The organism is Cedecea lapagei (assembly GCF_900635955.1).
In the GTDB taxonomy this organism is placed as follows: Bacteria; Pseudomonadota; Gammaproteobacteria; order Enterobacterales; family Enterobacteriaceae; genus Cedecea; species Cedecea lapagei.
In genome coordinates this window covers 4573076-4594039 of record NZ_LR134201.1, presented here as the reverse complement: position 1 = coordinate 4594039, position 20964 = coordinate 4573076, and the positions used below count along the sequence as shown (strand labels likewise).

Sequence of the window (20964 nt, the reverse complement as noted above, 5' to 3'; positions counted from 1 at the left end):
ATCGCTGCCGGCGCGCGGGGTTTTACTCTTTTTCCTGAGGGAAGACCAGGTTCAGAACAATCGCAGTAATACCGCCTGCGGCAATGCCCGAAGAGAGAAGCGTCTTCATCCAGTCCGGCGCGAACTGCAGAATCAGCGGCTGCTGGGAGACGCCAAGACCCACGGCCAGCGACAGGGCGATAATCATAATCGCGCGGCGGTTAAGCGGCTCGCGGGAAACAATACGCACGCCGGAGGCCGCGATGGTGCCGAACATCACAATCGTTGCGCCGCCAAGAACTGGCTCAGGGATATGCTGCACGAAGCCGCTTACCGCCGGGAACAGGCCCAGCAGGATCAGCATCAGCGCCACAACAAAACCGACATAGCGGCTGGCAACGCCGGTGAGCTGAATGACGCCGTTGTTCTGGCCAAAGCAAGAGTTCGGGAAGGTATTAAAGACGGCGGAAACGCAGGAGTTCAGGCCGTTTGCCAGCACGCCGCCCTTCAGGCGCTTCATATACAGCGGGCCTGAAACCGGCTGCTCTGATACATCAGAGGTGGCGGTGATATCGCCGATGGTTTCCAGAGAGGTCACCATAAAGACCAGCATCAACGGGATCAGCAGGCTCCAGTCAATGCCCAGCCCGTAATACAGCGGCGTTGGCACCATAATAACAGCAGTATTGGCTGGCTGAGTCGCGGCTGGCAGCATGCCCAGCGCCCAGGCCAGAAGATAGCCCACGGCCATCGCGATCACCAGCGAGGCTACACGCAGGTAAGGGTTACGCTGGCGGTTTAGCAGAATAATGACCAGCAGAACCGCACCCGCCAGCAGCAGGTTTTTCGGTGCGCCAAAAGTGTGGTCAGCCATTGCGCCGTAGCCGCCGCCGATAGAGGTTAACCCAACCTGAATCAGCGACAGGCCGATAATCATCACCACCACGCCGGAAACCAGCGGAGTAATAATGCGGCGTGCGAGGTGCAGTACGCGTGAAATCAGCATCTCTGTACAGCTGGCTAGCATCAGGGTACCAAACAACGCCGCCATCATTGTGGGCACGTCCGCACCGCCATTTTTCAGCGCCATCCCACCCATAATCAGCGGTGAGACAAAGTTAAAGCTGGTGCCCTGAATTGACAGCAGGCCTGAGCCTACCGGGCCCCAGGCTTTGATTTGAATAATTGAGGCCACGCCAGAGGCAAACAAAGACATGCTGATAATGTGCTGAGTGTCTGATGCCGGCAGACCTAATGCCTGACAAATAAGCAGCGCCGGGGTGATCACCGCAACAAACATCGCCAGCAGGTGCTGACAGGCGGCGAAAAGCGTTTGTGGCAACGGCGGGCGATCTTCAAGGCGATAGATGAGTTCGCTCGGATGAGTCTGCGCAACCGGTTGCGCATTTTCTGACTCTACGGCATTTACGGACATCAGAGATTATCTCGTGGCTGGAAAAGCGCTGATTTTAACGGACTGAACGGCAAAAGCAAACGATTGCCAGCGCGAGAAGTTAAGAGTGAAATTTTATAAATCAGCCATGAGTTATAACCGGGGCATAAAATGACTCGCTGTCCCTCTGTAAGAAGGGCAATACTCTAGATGCCATGGCAGGTTTGCTTAAGCGTTGGAGTAGCGTTCCGTTTCCGGCATCCAGCGCTCAATAAGCGCCCTGGCTCGGTCGGGGTAGCGTTCGTGGATATGACGAGCCAGGCGCTGAACCTGCGGGATCATCCCCTGGTCCCGCAGCAGATCGGCAACTTTGAACTCTGCGTTACCCGTCTGGCGAGTACCAAGCAGTTCGCCAGGCCCGCGGATCTCCAGATCTTTTTGCGCAATCACAAAGCCATCGTTGCTGTCCCTAAGCACCTGCAGACGAAGCTGTGCCGTTTTGGAGAGCGGGGATTTATAAAGCAGTACGCAATGAGAGGCCACTGCGCCACGGCCGACGCGGCCGCGAAGCTGGTGGAGCTGCGCAAGCCCTAAACGTTCGGGGTTTTCGATGATCATCAGGCTGGCGTTGGGCACATCCACACCGACTTCAATCACCGTAGTGGCGACCAGAAGATGCAGTTCGCCCTGCTTAAAGGCCTGCATTACCGCCTGTTTTTCCTGCGGCTTCATACGTCCATGCACCAGGCCAACGTTAAGCTCCGGGAGCGCGGTTTTTAGTTCTTCCCACGTGACTTCCGCAGCCTGGGCTTCCAGCAATTCAGACTCTTCAATCAGCGTGCAAACCCAGTAAGCCTGACGTTTTTCGTCGCGGCAGGCGTTGCGTACACGCTCGATGATTTCGCTGCGCCGGGTGTCGGCAATCGCGACGGTGGTCACCGGCGTTCGCCCTGGCGGCAGCTCATCAATAACAGAGGTATCGAGATCGGCATAGGCCGTCATCGCCAGCGTGCGGGGAATGGGGGTCGCGGTCATGATTAACTGATGAGGATGGAAGCCCTGAATCTGGCCTTTCTCCCACAGCGCCAGGCGCTGATGCACGCCAAAGCGGTGTTGTTCATCGATGATGACCAGCGCCAGACCGGCAAACTGAACCTGTTCCTGGAAAATAGCGTGAGTACCGACCACCATGGAGACCTGGCCGCTGGCGATAGCTTCCTGTTGCGCAATTCTGGCTTTCCCCTTCTGCTTCCCGGCAAGCCAGCCCACTTCGATACCTAATGGCTCAAACCACTGGCGGAAGTTGTTGGCGTGCTGCTCAGCAAGCAGTTCAGTGGGCGCCATCAGGCCGACCTGTTTACCGTGAGCAATGGCTCTCAGGGCGGCAAGCGCGGCAACCAGCGTTTTACCGGAGCCGACATCGCCCTGCACCAGGCGCATCATTGGGACGTCCAGCGCCATGTCGCGTTCTATCTCCGCAACCACTCTCTCCTGTGCGCCGGTAGGTTTAAAGGGCAGGGCAGCGAGCAGTTGGTTTTTTAGATCGTCGTGATTGACCAGCGGCAGCGCATGGTAACGCTGCGCTCCGGCGCGTAACGCCAGCATGCTCAGATTATGGGCGAGCAGCTCTTCGAGGATCAGCCGCTGCTGCGCCGGGTGTTTGCCGGTATCGAGATCGGCAAGTTTCATGTCCGGCGGCGGCCGGTGCAGGGTACGCAATGCTTCCGGCAGGCTCATCATGCCCTGGTTCAGCTCGGCGGGCAGCAGTTCCGTAATCGCGCAGGTATCCAGCAGCTCAAGCGCCTGGTCGGTCAGCTTACGTAGCGTTGCCTGGCGGATGCCTTCTGTCGTCGGGTAAACCGGCGTGAGCGTTTCCTGCAGATCCGGCGTACTGAGATCTCCCTGAATACGGTATTCAGGATGGAACATCTCGGCACCGTATTTACCGCGTTTGGCTTCGCCGTACGCGAGCACGCGCTTCCCGGTGGAAAGACTGTTCTTCATCGCCGCGTTGAAATTAAAGAAACGCATCGTAAGAATGCCGGTGCCGTCGCTTATCTGGCAGGTCATCATTCGGCGGCCGCCGAAGGTGATATTGCAGTTCAGCACTTCGCCTTCCACCGTGGCGTACAGGCCGGGCTGGAGATCGTTTATGGGGTAGAGATGCGTGCGGTCTTCGTAACGAAGCGGCAGGTGCAGCAGCAGATCCTGAATCGTGTGCAGGCCAATTTTGGCCAGCTTGCCGCTCTGGCTGGCACCCACTCCGGCAAGCGTGCTTAGCGGTATGGCATCCAGCAGGCGGCCTTTCATAGCTTACTTCGCAGACTGCATCGTTGCCCACCATGCAGCATCAGCTTCTATCTCACCCTGCTGATTCACATATGGGTACGGTAAGCCTTTACGGCGGGAGACGTTCGCCAGAACAGGATAGCCGCCTTCAAACAGCAGCCTCTGCTGCTCGGATTCCGGTAGCGTGCTGTTTTCACGGCGATACATGCCTGCGTTTTGACGCTGGCGCTGTGCCTCATAAAGGATCAGCGCGGAAGCAACGGACACGTTCAGCGACTGCACCATGCCGATCATCGGAATAATGATGTCCTGGTCTGCAAGCGCCAGCGCTTCTTCGGTAATGCCGGTTTTTTCCTGGCCCATCAGGATGCAGGTTGGGCGCGTGTAGTCTATCTCGCGGAAATCGACGGCTTTATCTGAAAGATGGGTGGCCAGAATCTGCATACCGCTGCTTTTGAGCTGGCCGACGGCTTCGCCGATAGTCTTGTGCGTTTTGACTTCAACCCAGGAGTTACTTCCTGCGGCGGAAGATGCCATGGTGCGCATACGGCTTCCTGGCCAAACGGCGTGCACTTCATGCACGCCTACGGCATCGGCAGTACGAATGATGGCGGAGACGTTATGGGGCTTGTGCACCTGCTCCATGCAAACGGTCAGGTCCGGCTGGCGTCTGGCGAGCATCTCGCAAATACGCGCATAACGTTGAGGATTCATAACTCTAGTTTCTGTTGCGGGTAACTTTAATCACATCCGGCATCACGCGAATTTTGCGCATGATGTTCGCCAGATGGACGCGATCCCGGGCTGTCAGGCGAATGAACGCGCTGTATACGCGGCCATCTTTCTCTTCGGTATTCAGGCTTTGAATGTTAGAGCCTGCGGTATTGATCGCCGCGGTCAGGTTCGCCAGTGCGCCCTGGTGGTTAAACATGTCCACCTTGATCTCGGTGATGAACTCCTGCTCGGTCTCTTTATCCCATTCCACGGCCATAAACTTCTCTGGCTCTTTCTGGTAGCCACGAATATTACGGCAGGACTCATGGTGGATAACCAGCCCTTTGCCCGGGCTGACGTGAGCGACGATGGGGTCTCCCGGAATTGGGCGGCAGCACTTGGCGAAGGTGATCAATACGCCGTCGGCGCCTTTGATCGGCAAGTTGCTGTGTGTTGCTGAGGGCGCCGCTGGACCGGGTTGAGCGGTAACCGGCGACTCACCCTGTAGGTTTTTCGCCACCACCACACTCATTGCGTTACCGAGGCCAATTTCGGCCAGCAGATCGTCAAGAGAGGCGAGCTTCATACGGTCCAGCTCTCGCTGGAGATTCTCTGCCGGAATTTCTGCCAGTTTACGGCTGCCGCCCAACGCGTGGTTGAGCAGACGGCGGCCCAGGCTTACGGAGTCATCACGCTTAAGGTTTTTTAGCATCTGACGAATTTTGGCGCGAGCTTTCGAGCTGACAACAAAATTGAGCCATGCGGCGTTTGGCCGCGCACCGGGCGCGGTGATGATTTCGATAGTCTGCCCGCTGGTCAAAGACTGCGAAAGCGGGTACGGCTGGCGGTCGACGCGAGCGCCAACGCAGGCATGGCCGATATCGGTATGTACCGCATAGGCAAAGTCCACCGGCGTCGCGCCGGCAGGCAGTTCTACAATGCGGCCTTCCGGGGTGAAAACGTAAATCTCATCCGGGAACAGATCGGATTTTACGCTCTCGATAAATTCAAACGAGCTACCGGCGCTTTGCTGCAGCTCCAGCAGGCTCTGCATCCAGCGCTGAGCGCGGATTTGCGCGGTAGTGCTGCTTTCACCCTGCTCTTTATAAGCCCAGTGAGCAGCGACCCCCATTTCCGCCATCTGATCCATATCTTCGGTACGGATTTGCACTTCCACCGGCACGCCGTGCGGCCCAATCATTGAGGTGTGCAGTGACTGATAGCCGTTCGCTTTCGGAATGGCGATATAGTCTTTAACCCGCCCCGGACGGGGTTTGTAGAGGCTGTGCATTTGGCCGAGGACGCGATAACAGGTGTCCATATCGTGGACAATGACGCGAAACGCGTAAATATCCATGATTGAATGGAAACGCTGTTCTTTGAGCGTCATCTTGCAGTAAATGGAGTAGAGGTGCTTTTCACGACCGCTCACGCGGCAGGGAATACCGGCTTCCTGTAAACGCCCGTCGATTTCCGAGAGGATCTTTTGAATCATCTCTTTGCGATTACCACGCGCCGCTTTGACCACCTCTTTTATGACGCGGTAACGGTTTGGGTAAAGCGCTTCGAAGCCGAGCTCTTCCAGTTCGGTTTTCAGATGATGAATACCGAGGCGGTGAGCGAGTGGGCTGTAGATTTCGAGGGTTTCACGGGCAATACGTCGACGCTTATCCGGGCGCAATGACCCGAGCGTGCGCATATTGTGGGTGCGGTCGGCAAGCTTGATCAAGATGACGCGAATGTCCTGCACCATCGCCATGATCATTTTGCGGAAGTTTTCGGCCTGAGCCTCTTTCTTATCGCGGAACTTCAGTTTATCTAGCTTAGAAACCCCCTCCACCAGCTCGGCAACGCTTTTGCCAAACAGCTGTTCCATATCCTGGTAGGTGGCAGGGGTGTCTTCGATCACGTCATGCAGAAGCGCTGCCATCAGCGTTTCATGGTCGAGTTTCATCTCGGCCAGGATACAGGCAACGGCGACTGGATGGGTGATGTAGGGTTCACCGCTTGAACGTGTTTGTCCCTCGTGAGCATCACGTGCGACAAGGTATGCCTGCCGGAGGCGCTTAATTTGCTCCTCAGGCAGATAACTTTGAATCAGCTGATTCAGGCTTTCAAACAGATACAAGGGCTACCCGCAGGCTAATTAACGACGACCTTCAGCAATAGCAGTGACGGCCTGCAGTTCTGCGGCTTCCTGCTCTTGCTGCTCCTGGCGCTCACGTACATCGAGGATCTGGTTGGTGATCAACCCTTCTTCGATTTCACGCAGTGCGATAACGGTCGTTTTATCGTTTTCTTCCGGTACCAGCGGATCTTTACCGCCAACCTGCATCTGACGAGCGCGACGCGCGGCCACAAGTACCAGGTCAAAACGGTTACCAATTTTCTCTACAGCGTCCTGAACGGTTACGCGTGCCATAATTAAAATGCTCCACAGGTGAAGAAATGACTGGGCATGATACTGAAACTGGTGTCAGTCTGCCAATAGTTTGCTGATTAAAGCGTCATGTCGCATCTTTTGGCGACCCATTCGTAGACGCTCGGCACGAATGATTATCTTTAAATCAGACAGTGCGGTATCGAAGTCATCGTTAACGATGAGGTAATCATACTCCGCATAGTGACTCATTTCCGCAACGGCTTGCGCCATGCGTTTTGCTATCACCTCTTCGCTGTCCTGGCCGCGGCCACGCAGACGACGGTCCAGCTCGTCTTTTGACGGCGGCAGAATAAAGATGCTGCGGGCCTGGGGCATTTTCTGACGAATCTGCTTTGCGCCCTGCCAGTCAATATCCAGAAACACATCCACGCCGGTTGCCAGTACGTTTTCTATCGTCCGACGCGATGTACCGTAGTAGTTACCAAACACTTCCGCGTGCTCAAGGAAAGCGTCTTCAGCGATCATCTGCTGGAATTCGTCTTTGCTGACAAAGAAGTAATGTTCACCGTGGTTTTCCCCTGGGCGTACACCGCGGGTGGTGTGCGAGATGGAAACCTGGGTGTCATACAGCGGTTGTGTCTTTAATAAAGCCTGGATGAGGCTGGATTTACCCGCACCACTTGGCGCGGAAACAATATAAAGCGTGCCTTGAGCCATGAGTTCTAACTTAATCGGTATGCATAAAGGGAAGAGCGTCTACCGCCATATTATACACACCGCCGCCGCGGTACGGAGATTTTGTCATCGGCTGACGCTTTTTTTCTTGGATTATACGCGATCTCTTCCACTTCTTTGCTGCTCTCTATGTAACTGAAAAGGTTTTTAGGGCGGCATCGCGCGCGCGGGGAAATTCGTGTTCGTCTAGAAAGAGAGGGCCGGTTATATCTCCGCTGAGAGAGGCAAGGAGGGCGGCATGAAAGGGATATTATTAGCGTTAATCCTGGGTTTAATGGGTACTACTGCCCCTGTCGCGGCATCGTGCCCGGCATGGTCAACCCTAAGAACACAAAAGGAAATTGAAAGCTTGTCGCAGCGGCTTGTCGCTCTGGATGATGCTTATTATCAGCAGGGGAAAAGCCTGGTGAGTGATGCAGTTTACGACAACCTGCGGGAGACGCTTTCTACCTGGCGGCGCTGTATTAAGCAGGAGAAAGAGGCTCAGCCTGCCAGCATGGGCTCGGCAGGACGTATTTCTCATCCAGTCGCGCATACCGGGCTTAAAAAACTTCCTGATAAACACGCTGTTGCATTATGGATGAAAGGGCGGAAGGGATTATGGGTGCAGCCCAAAATTGACGGTGTCGCAATAACGCTGATCTACCAAAATGGCAGGCTGGTGAAGATGCTAAGCCGTGGGGATGGCGTTAAGGGGGAAGACTGGACGCATAAAGCCTTCGGCATTACCGCTATTCCTTATCAAGTGCCGGAGCCTCTGGCGAACAGCGTATTGCAGGGTGAGCTTTTCCTTAAGCAAAAAGACCATATTCAAAGCCAGATGGGGGGCATAAATGCGCGTTCAAAAGTGGCCGGAGAAATGTTGCGCACGGGGGCTATTCGCGAGCAGAACGCTCTGGGCATCTTTATTTGGGCCTGGCCTGATGGCCCTGAGAGCCAGGCTGAAAAGGGAAGGATCTTGCGTGATGCGGGGTTTGCACTCACCGCCGCCTGGTCAAGGCCGGTAACAAATATTGAGGAAATAACCCTTCTGCGCAATAGCTGGTTCCACCAAAGGCTCCCTTTTGTTACGGATGGGATTGTTATCCGCCAGGAGCGTGAACCGCAGGCCTGCTTCTGGCAACCGGGTCAGGGGGAATGGGCCGTGGCATGGAAATATCCTCCTGCAGAACAGGTCACCGAGGTTCATAACGTTGACTTTGCCGTTGGGCGCACCGGAAAGGTATCTGTCGTGCTTGAGCTGGAAGGCGTCCAGCTCGACGATAAACATGTGCGGCGGGTGAATATCGGTTCGTTAAAACGCTGGCGAGAATGGGATGTTGTGGCAGGTGATAAGGTGAAAATTAGCCTCGCGGGCCAGGGCATTCCTCGCCTGGACGAAGTTGTCTGGCGCGTCAGCGAGAGAGAGGCACCGGCACCAAAGGCTGACTCAACGACTTCCGTCAGCTGTCTTTATGCAACAGCAGGATGTTTAGAGCAATTTATTGCTCATCTGACGTGGATGAGCCAAAAATCCGTTCTTGATTTGGCCGGAGTCAGCCAGAGTACCTGGCGGAATCTGCATATCAGTACTCGCCTGCAGCACATTTTTTCGTGGCTGACGTTGAGCAGAGAAACACTATCCGGCTTACCCGGGCTTTCGGCGAAAAAAGCCGATCTGCTGTGGCATCAATTTTCGTTATCCCGAAAACAGCCGTTTATTCGCTGGGTGCTGGCTTTAGGGATGCCGCTACCGCGAACGGCGTATGAAGCCATTAAGGACAAACACTGGCAACAACTCGGGCGCTGGGCCTCGGCTCACTGGCAAACCCTGCCCGGCGTGGGGGCGCATCGGGCAAAGCAGTTAATGGATTTTATGAGACACCCACAGGTTGTTGCCCTGGCCAGCCTGCTGAGCCAGCACAATATCCAGGGCTTTAGCCGTCAGTGATCGGCGTGTTTGTAATGAAATACAGGCAGGCCAAGACGCAGGCGCAGCGCAAGCAGTCGGGCGGTAAACCCGAATAACAAGGTTGCAATCACGACGACGTCATGGCTGCTGACGTAGTGCTGCAGCGCGATATAAAGCACCGCTGAGGCAAAAGCGATGCCGGCGTACAGTTCTTTCTGGAATACCAGAGGGATACGCTTGCAGAACATATCCCTCAGCACGCCACCAAAGACCCCGGTGATCACGGCGGCAATGGTCGCAATAATGGGGCCTTCGCCCATATCAAGGGCAACCTGGGCACCGATGATAGAGAAGACAACCAGACCCAGGGCATCAAGAACCAAAAAGAGTTTGCGCAGGTGTGACATTACCGGGGCCATGATGGTGGTGAGTACCGCCGCGATGGCAACAATCACCACGTATTCAGGGTGTTTCACCCAGCCGAGGGGATAGTGTCCCAGCAGAATATCGCGCACTGAACCCCCGCCCAGCGCTGTAGCGGTGGCGATGATAATGACGCCGAACGTATCCATGCGGCGGCGGCCAGCAGCTAATGCCCCGGTCATAGCTTCCGCCGTGATACCAATCAGATAAAGAATGTGCAGCAGCATATCTGTCCCCTCAGAATAGCGGTAAAGGGTAACGTTTTGTGCGTTGTATCACGATTGAGATTTTCTAAGTTAAATGAATATGGATTAGTTTTTTTAATTTGAAAATAAATTTCAATTCTTTATTTGTTGGGTTTGTTTTGTTCTTTATAAAATTAATGGATTAGTAAAACTATTGGAGGAGAGGCGATGGACATATCAGCGGTGTTAAAAGCGCTGGCGAAAGGGGAACATCCCGAAACGGGAGCGATCCTGGCTGCTGAGTCTACAGCGCATAAGCCGGAAGCGATAAGAATGTTGTTTGCTCTGGCAGAGGAGCTGACGGCGACTCCGGAAAAACAGAAAAAGGCAAAGCTTACGCCGGAGGAAAAACAGCAGCGTAACCTTGCCGAAGGGCGCCCGGCTAAATCTTACTTCCCCTGGACCGAAGAGGAGAAATTATTGCTGGCGGAGCGTTTCGGGAACAACGTTGCTATTGACCCCTTAGGCGATGCGTTCGGGCGTTCTTCACGTGCGGTAGCTATTCAGCTAGAAAAGATGGGGCTTATTACGGCGGAACAGCTTTTGGCATATAACTAAAAGAAAAGCCTGCCCGAAGCAGGCTTATATATATCGCTACTCGATGTTCTGGATCTGTTTGTTGAGTAGGTGGCTCTATGCCTTGTGGTTACTGGGTTTTAAGTATTGCGATTTTTCATTGTGTACACCCTTGGGTACGCGCCTTTTTAGGGTGCTACACCTTTATGCCCGCTTTTTATCCTTACCGTAACCTTACCGTTAGCATTCTTATTGTATGATACATCTATCCCACAATAAGGAATCAGCCAACCATGAGAATGACCAGCCGTAAAAAAGAGATACTCAGCTTCTTTGAGCCTGAACATCGCCAGTGGGTAACGAGCGAGATTGGCGCACCACCATTTGATGTGTCAGGCGTGGCCTACCTGCTTCACGGTATGGAATCGTTCGACAGACGCCACCAGCTAGAATCTACCAGGCGAACGCTTGAGGCGATGGTAAGCGATGGGCTGCTTGAAAAGATAACCAGCTACGAACAGCGGCAGGACACAACACAATCTGGCGCTGGCAAGGGGGTATGGTGTAACTGCTCCCGTTACGGATTAACCGGCACTGTCTCGGTGGTGCGCGATACTGGCGGTAAGCGTGACGCTATCGACGGGGAAGCAGTGCGGATGGATTAAGGCCGCAAACAGCCTTTTCGGTGGATACCTACGTGGATACCGCGCATCTGGATACCAGTAATCCCCTGGCCGGGAGTTGTGATATCACTCCATGTCAGGCCAAAATTAAACAATTATTAGTTCCTCTAATGAGGATTTCTTATTGTGGGATGGATGGTGCTCCGATTTTTTTCGTATATATAAGCAAAAAGGTGTTGGTTCAGTTGGTTCAGTTGGTTCAATTTGTAAAGATTGTTGTTTTTATTGGTTATTTTTTCAAAAACTGAACCAACACAACCCCGTTTTGAACCAACACAGAGAGCCAGTGAACCAACACTAAACAATGCTTTCGCCTGTCTTACACTGTCTTACGGTGATAAAATGAGCGTAATTTCACTACCCGGTGCCTGCCATGAGCAAATCCCTCTCTGTAACTTTCCGCATTCCTGCCGATTTAATCGAGCCGTTCACTGTTGCCGTGAATGAATCTGGTGAGGATAAAACCGCCTGGCTTGTTGACGCCATCCGGCAGAAGTTGAATCGCCCTGACAGCAATCCAGATAACCGGCTGCTGTCGCTGGTGGAGCGCATGGAAAAAGCCGCTGCCGCTCTGGTTGTCGGTAAGCAGGACATTCCACCGCACCCCTACAACGAAACCGCCGTGGTGGCTGTCGTGGTTCAGACGATTAGAGACGGCTTCGACAATGGGCGAATCATCGCCGAACGGATCAACGCTGCCGGGTATCAGACAAAAGCAGGGAAAGCGTGGGATAAGGACATCTATAGCGCGTGGAAACGTCAGGGGAATGGCTCTGCGGCCATCGCTGCGGCGCTTCAATCACATTCTGGTGCGAGTGCGGCATAGCCCGCTACCTCAAGCACTGCGGCTTCTTCCACTGGTAGGTGGGTGCGTTCAACCTGCGCCGATGGCGCTCTTTAGCCTGCAACGCCTGCGCAATCCCGGTGCGAACCTCATAGAGCGTGTGGCGGTCTACGTTCTGGCCGCTTTTCCTGGCTATCTCGATAACGGCTTGTTCCAGCCTCTGACGGTCTAACATCGCTCGGACTCCTGCAGGGGGGTTAAGGCTTGTGTTCAGTGTCGAATGGTATCGCTGCCCGGCATTCCCTGCCAGTGGTTACTAATCGTGGTTACTGAGCCGGTTACTGTCGCTTATACCGGAGCCGCCGCCGTGGTAACTAATAGTGGTAACTGTCAGTGGTAACTAATCCTGGCGGATGGTCGCCGAACCTTAACAATTCTTATCACTTCATGGGGTAGGGTGATTTTGCGCACCTTCAAAAGTCGTTATGCGCACTATCCGGGTTCCGTTTTACGCTAACTTAATAAAACTAATCCGCTTCGTCTGTCGGTTAAAATTGCTTACGGCAGATCGGTTCACATGGCGATTGGCCTGTTTTGCTGCGTACCTTTTTGCGCACTTAGATTTTTGACAGTCCAAAGTGCGAAAAAGCACTTTCGCCTTTACTGGCAGGGGTTGCGGCTGAACCATCCCTGTTAATCCGTATCAAGCAGTCAAGATTTATTGCTTCTGCAACCCCTCATCCAGCCTTTGCAGCCCTGCTTTGAATTGTGGCGCACGGCCTCGTATGGCTTGGCTTTAAACGAAGCTTTAACCTGAAAAATGTAACGGTGAATAAAGGTAGTGAAATGATTTTGATGCGAACAAGAGGCGCAAACCTTAGTGTAACCTTATGGTGATTTTTACCCGGTGCTGGTGGCCTGTTTTCTTCTCTCCTGCCAGCGGCGATACCCTTCCAACTGCCGCGCTTTACCTTCTGGTGTCTTTGCCCCGGTGCTCATGCCGCCATGATATTTGCACCGCCCATTACTGTAGATATCTTTCCGCTTGCACGGCGTTCCGGCTCGCGTAGTGGCCTCGCAGCGCATATCAGCGACACAATCAGGCAAGGGGTTATGCGGTGGCCGCTGGTCGTGTCTGTAGCCATAGGCCGCCCAATGGTTGAATGCCTCAAATGCTCGCAGGTAGTGAGCCTGCCTTACCTTCAGGCGTTGTTTTCTGTCCATCGGTTCACTCCAAAGTAACGTTTTGCCATATGCGCATGGGGTAGGGCGTGGAATAGATGAAACAGCCGGAAGGTAATGCCCGCTCCGGCGTTAGCTTATTTATTTACTCGCCGTTGGATAATGCCGCCCGGCCTTGTTGCTTCATCATGGATGTGGAATAGCGCCATTTTTTTGCTTATCTGCACACCTCTCGCCTCAATCCGTGCAAAATCTGCCTCTGTAACGCCGCCTGTGGTGTTTATTTCGAAGGTGATGTGCTGGATAACGCTACCCTTCCCAGCATCACCGCCGCTATTAACACCCGCATCACTACCAGCGGATTTATTGTATTGGCTGCCGCTTGAAGCTTTGGGGATGGCTGGCGCTCCTGTAGCATCCTTGTTGCTGAATACCCGGCCATTGTTTCCCGGCAGCATGTAGCTTTTGCCGCCCACTTGAAGTACTTCGGGCAAATTACCTTCCCCAAACTCGTAAAGCCCTCCGGCATTTACCGGGCCGCCATTTTTTCGCCTACCAGAAAGCATACCCAGCATCGCCGGTATTGAAGCGCTCATGGCGGCAAGGCCAATTGTTGAAGCCTGCCCCATCGTGGCTATGTTTGTGGCAGCGGCAGCAGGTGCCATTGATGCCGCTATACTGGCCCCTGTGGCTGCGGCGCTGGATGCGGCGGTAGCGTTTGCAGCCTGCCCGATTACTGCGCTTTTAACATACTCCATACCCATCTGAACAAGGCTGCTTACAACGCTATTCAGAATGGTATTGCCAATGTTGGCAAATGACTCGCTGAGGCTTTGAGTTCCATTTAAAAGCCCGGTGATGGCGCTTGACGCTCCACTTTGCAAACCATCAAGGGAAGCCGCCAAAAGCTCATTGGATTGGCTCTGGTTGCGGAAAATCTCCCACTGAGCATCAATGCGCTGCTGCTCATACTGCTTGTTAGCGGCATTCATCAAGGCCAATCCGTTAGCCGTTATCCTCCCTTTCTCAGTTTCGAACTGCTGAATAAGGGCTAGTTTTCGGGCGTTCTCGTTAGCCAGTTGCTGAACTGGATCAACCATCCCTGCTGCTTCCTGCTGAGGACTGACTACAGCATCAGAGCGAATCTTGGCGAGGTTGGACTGGTGCTGCTGCTCGGCTCTCTCAGTTGCCTGATTGAACTCGTCCTGAGTTATCTTCTTGGCATCGAGTGCCGTCTTGAGGTCTTTGGTTTCCTGCGAGTAGCGAGTTGACTCTTGCCGCTCCGGGATAAGCTTTTCGGCTGCTGCCTGAGCTTTAAGGGCATTATTCACATCCCACGTCTTCGCAGCGTACTCACCGGCCTGTTTAATCTGGTCTTGCGTGGCCGCCTTTCCAAGGGACTGCTGCGCCTTAAGAGTGGCTTGCTCCCGGCTGAGTTCTCGCGCTGAGTCGGCGGCAAGTTCTGATTGCTGCTTCAGATTCGCCAGTTTCTGAGCTACTGATTCGGCATTGCTTGCATCCTTACGAGCACCGGCCTTGTCTGCGTTATCCTGTTTTCTTTTGTCTGATATCTGCTTATTGAGAGCAAATATCTTTTCCTGGTAGGCGATATAATCTTTAGCTTCCTGTGAGTTTTCATCCCAGCCGCTATCTTTGATATTCCGAGCGGCGTTAAATCTAATCGCCGCTTGCTCACCTTCTTTAAGCCTTATGGTGAGTTCTTCAACTTTGTTTTTGGCGTCATCCACAGCCTTTGACAACGTTAAATCTCTGTTCTGTTGTAGCTCAGAAGCGAACTTAGCGACAGCATCAGCAGCAACCTCGCCATAAATACCGAGACTGTTTAACCTCTTTTCAAACTCTTCAAGCTGAGCTGTATCCTTCGCAGCCTGCTCACCTTCTGTGAGCGAATTTGCCAAAAGTGTATTTTGATGTGTTAGTGACTTGGTGGCGTCGTTGAGTGCGTTTTGAGCATCAACCTGCCGATCCGTCACTGTAGTAGTCTTGCTTGCTCTTATCGAAGCCCTGTCAGATGCCTCAGATAGGCTAAGTACGCGCCGCTCTGCTTCACCATAAAGAGCCTGCATTTGATTCAACTTTTGAACCATGCCATCTGTGTTGATACGAAGAACCGGTGCTGTTCTTATGGATTTTTGAAGGCTTTCTATCTCAGCTCTGTAGCGCTCCATTTTGACTTTAACAGTATCGATATCATTGCCAAACTTATCAGCCGCATACCTTGCCTGAGCATTGTTGAGCGTGTCTATTCTATCGATGGAGTCGTCTATTTTTTTGTTAAAATCGTCAATCTCTTTCGTGTATGACATCGCCTGATAAAGCTGGTAAACACCAGCAGCGGCCAACAAAAGTACACCGCCAGTCCCGCCAAGCAATGCCAGTGCGCTTCTTGCGCCTACAATAGCCAGCGTTTGCGCTCTGGCTGCAAGAGTAAGCCTTTCTGTCGCTACCGCTGCGGCATTAGTCGCCGCCGCTGATGTTTCTTTTGCCGTGGATTCAAGCGCCGTTGCCTGAGCTAACTTCAGCGCTGCTGCGGCAGATGCCTCTTTAGCTTTAGCCGCCTTGTTCTCGGCGTCATAAATTTCTTTTACGGCCTCGTTCGACTGCTTGATTATCTTCGCCTTGGTGGCTTCGACAGTACTACGCGCTCTTGCCGCTTCTGATACTGCTTTTTCTGAGTTAGTAATCTGTAGGTTTGCTTCTGACTGTTTGAGAGACTCTTTTTGTCGAGCGAGAAGCGCCTCTAGCGATCCGATGTCAGCCTGTTTTCTTTCAAATATCGCTTCTGCCGCTTTAACTTCTGATTCTGTTGAAAGTACCGTAGCCTCTGCCTGCGCTTTCTCGGCAGATGCCGCAACCACTAATTGCTCGGCTTTGACCCGCAAGGCTTCAGCTTCTTTTTTTGCCGCAAGGGCATTTTCAGCCTGGGCTTTGGTGGCATTTACTGCCTCTTTGGCGTGTTTGATTAGTGATGAGGTAGCAGAGCCGATGTTTGTCACATACCCGGCTCCAAGTTGGCTTGCTGCGGTGCTTAGTGCTCCGCTGAATTTGTCCTGAGCAACGGAGGCATCTATCGTTGATTCAGAAGCTGCGCCTATCTTGCCGGAAAGTTGGGCTAGTTGGTTTGAAAGCCTGTTTACTTCTGGCATTGCCAGCGCAGATGATACGCCTTTGGCACTCTTACTCAGCCTGTCGAAACCCGGCGCGGATCGCTCTACAGATTTTGAAAGCGCATCCATCTCAGCTTTGGCTTTTCTGGATGATTCAATCATTTTATCTGTTTCTATATCTACCTCGATGTAGATGCCGCCTAGACTTTTTTCCACATTTCACCTCAGTGAATATTGTTATTGCTCTGTTTTTTCAATGCTTTTTTAATCATAAAGTCGATTACTTTCATACCATGAGTAGTTAGCTGATACTCTTTACCGTCCAGGCAAATTAAGTTAGCCAGCATCATGTAAGCTTTGGTTTCAAACCCATGCGTGTAGCGGTCTTTAGCTGATGAAACTGCGTTATCTAAAAGGCCAGAAGCTAATAGGCTGGCTTCAATCGTTCCTGTATATCCATCTATAGAAATGGTGTTATCGCCAGTTTCACGCTTTAGATCTCGAATGTAAGTTTCGGCAATAGTGCTTGCCAGTCGCTGTAGCTGCTCCATCTCATGCCTCCAGTTGCTTTAGGGCTTTATCCACCAGCCCACGAGTAATTGCGCTAATTGTTGGCGCTACTTTCAACACTGATTTTTCCCGCTCCTGCTCCTGCAAACGCTTGATTGCTTCCATCTGCTCGGCAGTGAGCAAAACCGGCTTAAAGTTTGGGTTATAGGCCATGACGCACTCCTACTGGTTATTTATACATATTGTAGTTTATTTCAATATTTGCAACAAACATTGGTTATGTTGCTAAAAGTGAAGGGTTAGGAGGCAAAAAAAACCCGCATTGCGGGTTTACTGGTGTAAGTTGGAATTTAAGGAACTCTTTTTACTCGCCCAAACTGATAATTCATTGTTGTGTCGTACATGACCCCATTCGAGAAGATAAACACGTAACGTTGGTTCCCTGTATAACCGCCATAGCTGTTTTTCGCGTTTACCTGGACGCCAGCAACATACCCATAAATTACACCTCCGCTAGTCTGTGATAGGGAACCGTCTTGTGAGTACCCTTTAAATGGTTGATCGAATGTATAGCGTGCTGATTCAGGGTCTTTGAGTGAAGAATACATATAGCTCTTTATTTGCTGCTGGTAATCTTCTGGAAGAGAGCCGTAATTAGCATTTGATACCTCGACTTGTGTCGGCGCTTTTGGAGCACATCCTGACGCGCCTAAAATTGAACAAGTTAAAGCGAAAGCTACAACTATTTTTTTCATATCCCTATCCCCAACGGTAAAAGTTCTAAGCAATCCTATCAGCGTATCAGGCTGGCACAAGTGCGCATAAAAACACCACGGCCAGCCAGAACGACAGATTCCAACTAATCGTGTTGGTTCAAAACATGCATTTGTTGGTTCAGTGTTGGTTCAAAATCAAAAACAAAACCCTTATAAAACAGTGCTCTTTACAAATTGAACCAACTGAACCAACTGAACCAACACCTTTTCTACGCACATGAAGAAAATTATTCTTCTGGCTGGTCGTCGTCCTCCGGCAGGTAGTTGAGCACATAGACGTTAATCTGCCGCCCCTCGATGCGCGGTGATTTACGCTGATATCCTCGCCCGCTGGTGGGCGGGGTCAGCATCCCGGCTTTTTTCAGCACCTCGGCAAACTGCTTGGCGTTAAATCCTTTGGCTATCTCCCGCTCAAATGTAGCCGGGAAGGTGTAGAAGGTAACCGGATCACGTTCATGGCTTCCCCTGTGTCTGTACCCCGCCAAATCACGGATAGGCAAATCGCCGGGGCTGTACGGGAACGGTGCGAACCGGCTCAGGCCGAAAGCATTTAGAAAAGCCTCTGTCTGCTCGACAATCTGCATGTGCTCCCGGTTCCCGGTGCCGAACTCACGCAGCCATGCGTTGTAGGTGTACTGTACGGCATCCCGGCAGCTTTGCGCATCCCATCCGGTGACAACGCAACCCAGCAGTAAAGCAGCCTCCAGAATGGCGAAACGTGCGCCAACACGGTGAACCTGCTCACCATAATCGGCAGGTATCAGGCTACGCCAGCGTGATTCACAATCCCGAACGGTATCGATGGCTTGCTGCTGGTGGCCTGACAGCCATTTCACCCATTCGCGCCCGGCTGTGCCGTGGTTGTGCTGCCAGGCATCTTTCAGGGCGTCGGCGTGTTGCTTGCCGTTCTGGTGGTCGTGGAAGCGGATTGCCTTGCTCATGGGGATATTGAGCAGGCGCACCAGTTGCCCGGCCTTTGTCTTTCTCCCGGCAGTGGCGATAAACGTCTCCAGATCCATTTCTCCGGTACTGATAGCAACGGTACGCCAGCGCTTTAGATCCCGGTTCCCTCCCTCCTTTGCTCCCTGCAGCTTACCCACACCATTGAAAAGCGCGTAGGCGGCCTGTGAGACGCTTACCGGGTCAGCCCCCTGGCCGACTTCATCCAGTGGCATCAGCCCGTCATTGTGGGCGGCGGCTTCGTTTGCCAGCCCCAGCGCCGTACCGTACCAGGTGAGACGGAGTAAATCAGGGTTTCCGTACAGACTGGCGGCCACGTTTGCTGTGGTCGTCTTGCCCGCGCTGCTTTGCTCGTAGAAGTGGAGTCCGAACCCGTCAGCGCCACACAATCCAAGCAATGGAGCGGCAAGCGCTGCCCCGACTGCTGCCATCATCGAATAGTTACCGTCTGCCAGACGCGCCACGCTACCGCGCCAGCTTTCGACTGTGCCTTTCTGTGTGTACCCGCTGGCCGCTGAACTGCGCCCGCTGAACAGTACCGGGTGCTCTGGCTCCCCGATGATTTCCCCGTCTGGCATGATATACGCCCCGCACTGCCAGCCTGTGGCATGAGCAACGCGCCATATCTGTCGTGAGCCACTGCGCTGTAGCCAGTCAGCGAGGATTGCCCGTAAGCTGCTTTTGGTGGTGACGTTGATCCCTCCGGCTTTCAGGGTTCGCCAGCCCTCGCGCTCACCGATATCAGCCAGCGGCACGGCTGCGGTGGTGGGTAAGTTTGAACCAAAGGCCAGCCAGCGGAGCACAAGATACTGGTCTTTGTCGTCCCGCCCGGTGCCGATAACTTCCAGCGGGGAAGACAGCCAGCTTTCGTTGTTGATAACCTCGCCGTTGTCTTTATCCAGCTTTGGCGTCACCCAGAAAATACCCTCTTTGCGGCTTTCAACACGCGGCTTTAGCGGGTCACTATCCCTTGCCGTAATCCTGCCGTCCTCAATGGCATGTGGCTGTGCTTTCACGGCGTCACCCTGCGGCTGGTACATCGAATCTTTGAACGCCGCTGTAGCAGTTTCCAGCCCGTTATGCTGGTGGTAGTCGTTCCAGTCGACTTTATGCTCCCCGGGCGGCATTGCGACCCAGCCCGCCACGACTGCGGCGGCTTTCTCTGCGGCCAGTTTCCCGGTATTTGGCTGGTCGTCGTGATGGTCGTTGTCTGCGCAAAGGATGATTTCTGCCTTTGGGTGTTTGCGGCGCATGACTTCGGCAACGGGAAGCAGGTTGCCAGCGTCGATTGCTGCCACTGTAAGCGCATCAGGGCGCATCCTGTGCGTTGTCAGGGCGGTAGCCAGCCCTTCGGCAATTAAGACGCACTGCGGCGCTTCTGGCGCGTTTACAGCGTGATAAGCCCCGCGCTTCGCTGAACCCGTCAGGAGGCGCTTTTCTCCCTGCGGGGTAATGGTCTGCGCTGCGGCAACGTTGCCGGATTCGTCCACCAGCGGCAGCAACAGCGAGCCATCGGGAAGAATGGGCAAGGCGAGGCCGTCCAACCCTTTACTAATCAGGTACTCAGATTCGCCCTGAGCGGACTTCTGGCACATTTCATCAAACAGACGTGCAAACGTAGCCCGGCGCTGCGCTGCGTTCTCTGTCGCCAGCTGCTGGCGCTCCTGCTCGTGATGCTGCCGCTGGGTGTCCAGTTGGGATTGCCTCTGGCTGGCCGCCTCCGGGTCTGATTCGGTTGCCCGGTAATCAATACCCAGCACATCAGCGGCCATTCTCGCCGCTTCTGTCGCAGCACAACGGCTAACCTTCTGTATCAGGTCTAACCCGTCACCTGCGCCGCACTGGTTGCAGATAAAACTACCGCGCCCGTTATCATCGAAACGAAAGCGATCTTTACCGCCACACGCGGGGCAGGCGGCATGTTTTCGCGGGGAGTCCGGCACATCAATATTCAGGCCAGCCAGAACAACAGGCCAGTTACCCGCTGCGGCGTGAGTCACTTCCCGGATAAGCTCGATACTACGCATTGTCATGCCCTCCGCTGCGGGCAACTGTTGCGCCCATGTCACCTTTCATACTGTCCCAAATACTCAGGCCGTAAGGGGTAATCCCGGTGCTATCAACGCACTTTTCCAGCAGCGCAACCCCGATTTTCTCCCACTGTGGGTAACTTAGTTTCAGTGCCTCCAGTAAATAGCCGTCTATTAAATCGCGCATACCCTTAACGCCGTCTAGGATCTGAACTAGGACAGGCTCCCCGCCCGCATCCAGCATAAAGGAGTCACCGCCGCTGGACTGTCTTACATTGTCATACAGGTTTGCGGCGTACCGATTCGCCAGCGCACTGAGACGGAAGTTTTTAGTAATCATATT

The 20964-nt window shown here is 53.4% G+C and carries 19 protein-coding genes; 4 read left to right on the top strand and 15 right to left on the bottom strand.

Annotated elements, in window-relative coordinates:
• Positions 1 to 22 precede the first annotated feature (22 nt).
• The 6 genes from EL098_RS22325 to gmk form a co-directional block, all read right to left on the bottom strand.
• Positions 23 to 1414: a nucleobase:cation symporter-2 family protein gene (locus tag EL098_RS22325; RefSeq protein WP_126358188.1), complete on the bottom strand. Its 1392-nt coding sequence runs from the start codon at positions 1412 to 1414 to the stop codon at positions 23 to 25.
• A gap of 186 nt (positions 1415 to 1600) precedes the next feature.
• A complete protein-coding gene (gene recG / locus EL098_RS22320; protein ID WP_126358187.1) occupies positions 1601 to 3682 on the bottom strand; it encodes an ATP-dependent DNA helicase RecG in 2082 nt (693 codons plus the stop codon).
• 3 nt (positions 3683 to 3685) lie between these two features.
• Positions 3686 to 4375 carry a tRNA (guanosine(18)-2'-O)-methyltransferase TrmH gene (gene trmH / locus EL098_RS22315; protein WP_126358186.1) on the bottom strand — a complete coding sequence of 230 codons (690 nt, stop codon included), beginning with the start codon at positions 4373 to 4375 and terminating at the stop codon, positions 3686 to 3688.
• 4 nt (positions 4376 to 4379) lie between these two features.
• A complete protein-coding gene (spoT, locus tag EL098_RS22310; protein WP_126358185.1) occupies positions 4380 to 6503 on the bottom strand; it encodes a bifunctional GTP diphosphokinase/guanosine-3',5'-bis pyrophosphate 3'-pyrophosphohydrolase in 2124 nt (707 codons plus the stop codon).
• An 18-nt stretch (positions 6504 to 6521) separates the two neighbouring features.
• Positions 6522 to 6797, bottom strand: coding sequence for a DNA-directed RNA polymerase subunit omega (rpoZ, locus tag EL098_RS22305; protein WP_008457417.1), 276 nt, complete (start codon positions 6795 to 6797; stop codon positions 6522 to 6524).
• 54 nt (positions 6798 to 6851) lie between these two features.
• Complete coding sequence (gene gmk / locus EL098_RS22300; protein ID WP_126358184.1) at positions 6852 to 7475, bottom strand: guanylate kinase; 624 nt, start codon at positions 7473 to 7475, stop codon at positions 6852 to 6854.
• A gap of 256 nt (positions 7476 to 7731) precedes the next feature.
• Between gmk and ligB the strand changes: the two genes are divergently transcribed.
• Positions 7732 to 9423, top strand: a complete 1692-nt coding sequence (gene ligB / locus EL098_RS22295; RefSeq protein WP_126358183.1) for an NAD-dependent DNA ligase LigB — start codon at positions 7732 to 7734, stop codon at positions 9421 to 9423.
• Here the strand turns inward: ligB and EL098_RS22290 are convergent.
• Positions 9417 to 10034: a trimeric intracellular cation channel family protein gene (locus EL098_RS22290; RefSeq protein ID WP_126358182.1), complete on the bottom strand. Its 618-nt coding sequence runs from the start codon at positions 10032 to 10034 to the stop codon at positions 9417 to 9419. The genes ligB and EL098_RS22290 overlap by 7 nt on opposite strands.
• 186 nt (positions 10035 to 10220) lie before the next feature.
• On the opposite strand from EL098_RS22290, the gene EL098_RS22285 reads away from it, so the two are divergent.
• The 3 genes from EL098_RS22285 to EL098_RS22275 all read left to right on the top strand — a co-directional run bounded on the left by EL098_RS22285 (position 10221) and on the right by EL098_RS22275 (position 12077).
• Entirely contained in the window at positions 10221 to 10610 is a 390-nt protein-coding gene (locus EL098_RS22285) for a hypothetical protein (protein ID WP_126358181.1), read from the top strand.
• Between the two features lie 251 nt (positions 10611 to 10861).
• Positions 10862 to 11233 (top strand): hypothetical protein, encoded by a 372-nt coding sequence (locus tag EL098_RS22280; RefSeq protein ID WP_126358180.1) that lies wholly within the window; start codon positions 10862 to 10864, stop codon positions 11231 to 11233.
• 391 nt (positions 11234 to 11624) lie between these two features.
• Positions 11625 to 12077 (top strand): hypothetical protein, encoded by a 453-nt coding sequence (locus EL098_RS22275; RefSeq protein WP_126358179.1) that lies wholly within the window; start codon positions 11625 to 11627, stop codon positions 12075 to 12077.
• Positions 12078 to 12081: 4 nt separating this feature from the next.
• Here the strand turns inward: EL098_RS22275 and EL098_RS22270 are convergent, their stop codons facing one another.
• The 8 genes from EL098_RS22270 to EL098_RS22240 form a co-directional block, all read right to left on the bottom strand.
• Positions 12082 to 12270: a hypothetical protein gene (locus EL098_RS22270; protein WP_126358177.1), complete on the bottom strand. Its 189-nt coding sequence runs from the start codon at positions 12268 to 12270 to the stop codon at positions 12082 to 12084.
• A gap of 665 nt (positions 12271 to 12935) precedes the next feature.
• Entirely contained in the window at positions 12936 to 13259 is a 324-nt protein-coding gene (locus tag EL098_RS23325; RefSeq protein WP_197718531.1) for an HGGxSTG domain-containing protein, read from the bottom strand.
• A 95-nt stretch (positions 13260 to 13354) separates the two neighbouring features.
• The gene (locus EL098_RS22260; RefSeq protein WP_126358175.1) at positions 13355 to 16561 is read right to left on the bottom strand and encodes a hypothetical protein; all 3207 of its coding nucleotides are present in this window, start codon (positions 16559 to 16561) and stop codon (positions 13355 to 13357) included.
• Positions 16562 to 16569: 8 nt separating this feature from the next.
• The gene (locus tag EL098_RS22255) at positions 16570 to 16896 is read right to left on the bottom strand and encodes a hypothetical protein (RefSeq protein ID WP_126358174.1); all 327 of its coding nucleotides are present in this window, start codon (positions 16894 to 16896) and stop codon (positions 16570 to 16572) included.
• Between the two features lies 1 nt (position 16897).
• A complete protein-coding gene (locus EL098_RS23275; RefSeq protein WP_164716912.1) occupies positions 16898 to 17068 on the bottom strand; it encodes a hypothetical protein in 171 nt (56 codons plus the stop codon).
• Between the two features lie 137 nt (positions 17069 to 17205).
• Positions 17206 to 17610 carry a hypothetical protein gene (locus EL098_RS22250; protein WP_126358173.1) on the bottom strand — a complete coding sequence of 135 codons (405 nt, stop codon included), beginning with the start codon at positions 17608 to 17610 and terminating at the stop codon, positions 17206 to 17208.
• 248 nt (positions 17611 to 17858) lie between these two features.
• A complete protein-coding gene (locus EL098_RS22245) occupies positions 17859 to 20618 on the bottom strand; it encodes a TOPRIM and DUF927 domain-containing protein (protein ID WP_126358533.1) in 2760 nt (919 codons plus the stop codon).
• Positions 20611 to 20961 carry a hypothetical protein gene (locus EL098_RS22240; protein WP_126358171.1) on the bottom strand — a complete coding sequence of 117 codons (351 nt, stop codon included), beginning with the start codon at positions 20959 to 20961 and terminating at the stop codon, positions 20611 to 20613. Before EL098_RS22240 ends, EL098_RS22245 begins: the two co-directional genes overlap by 8 nt.
• Positions 20962 to 20964: the final 3 nt, after the last annotated feature.

Coding starts and splice junctions, on each gene's coding strand:
- EL098_RS22325 (WP_126358188.1), bottom strand. CDS start 1,414: ATGTCCGTAAATGCCGTAGAGTCAGAAAATGCGCAACCGGTTGCGCAG.
- EL098_RS22240 (WP_126358171.1), bottom strand. CDS start 20,961: ATGATTACTAAAAACTTCCGTCTCAGTGCGCTGGCGAATCGGTACGCC.
- EL098_RS23325 (WP_197718531.1), bottom strand. CDS start 13,259: ATGGACAGAAAACAACGCCTGAAGGTAAGGCAGGCTCACTACCTGCGA.
- EL098_RS22255 (WP_126358174.1), bottom strand. CDS start 16,896: ATGGAGCAGCTACAGCGACTGGCAAGCACTATTGCCGAAACTTACATT.
- EL098_RS22275 (WP_126358179.1), top strand. CDS start 11,625: ATGAGCAAATCCCTCTCTGTAACTTTCCGCATTCCTGCCGATTTAATC.
- EL098_RS22280 (WP_126358180.1), top strand. CDS start 10,862: ATGAGAATGACCAGCCGTAAAAAAGAGATACTCAGCTTCTTTGAGCCT.
- recG (WP_126358187.1), bottom strand. CDS start 3,682: ATGAAAGGCCGCCTGCTGGATGCCATACCGCTAAGCACGCTTGCCGGA.
- EL098_RS22270 (WP_126358177.1), bottom strand. CDS start 12,270: ATGTTAGACCGTCAGAGGCTGGAACAAGCCGTTATCGAGATAGCCAGG.
- EL098_RS23275 (WP_164716912.1), bottom strand. CDS start 17,068: ATGGCCTATAACCCAAACTTTAAGCCGGTTTTGCTCACTGCCGAGCAG.
- EL098_RS22245 (WP_126358533.1), bottom strand. CDS start 20,618: ATGCGTAGTATCGAGCTTATCCGGGAAGTGACTCACGCCGCAGCGGGT.
- ligB (WP_126358183.1), top strand. CDS start 7,732: ATGAAAGGGATATTATTAGCGTTAATCCTGGGTTTAATGGGTACTACT.
- EL098_RS22250 (WP_126358173.1), bottom strand. CDS start 17,610: ATGAAAAAAATAGTTGTAGCTTTCGCTTTAACTTGTTCAATTTTAGGC.
- trmH (WP_126358186.1), bottom strand. CDS start 4,375: ATGAATCCTCAACGTTATGCGCGTATTTGCGAGATGCTCGCCAGACGC.
- gmk (WP_126358184.1), bottom strand. CDS start 7,475: ATGGCTCAAGGCACGCTTTATATTGTTTCCGCGCCAAGTGGTGCGGGT.
- EL098_RS22290 (WP_126358182.1), bottom strand. CDS start 10,034: ATGCTGCTGCACATTCTTTATCTGATTGGTATCACGGCGGAAGCTATG.
- EL098_RS22285 (WP_126358181.1), top strand. CDS start 10,221: ATGGACATATCAGCGGTGTTAAAAGCGCTGGCGAAAGGGGAACATCCC.
- rpoZ (WP_008457417.1), bottom strand. CDS start 6,797: ATGGCACGCGTAACCGTTCAGGACGCTGTAGAGAAAATTGGTAACCGT.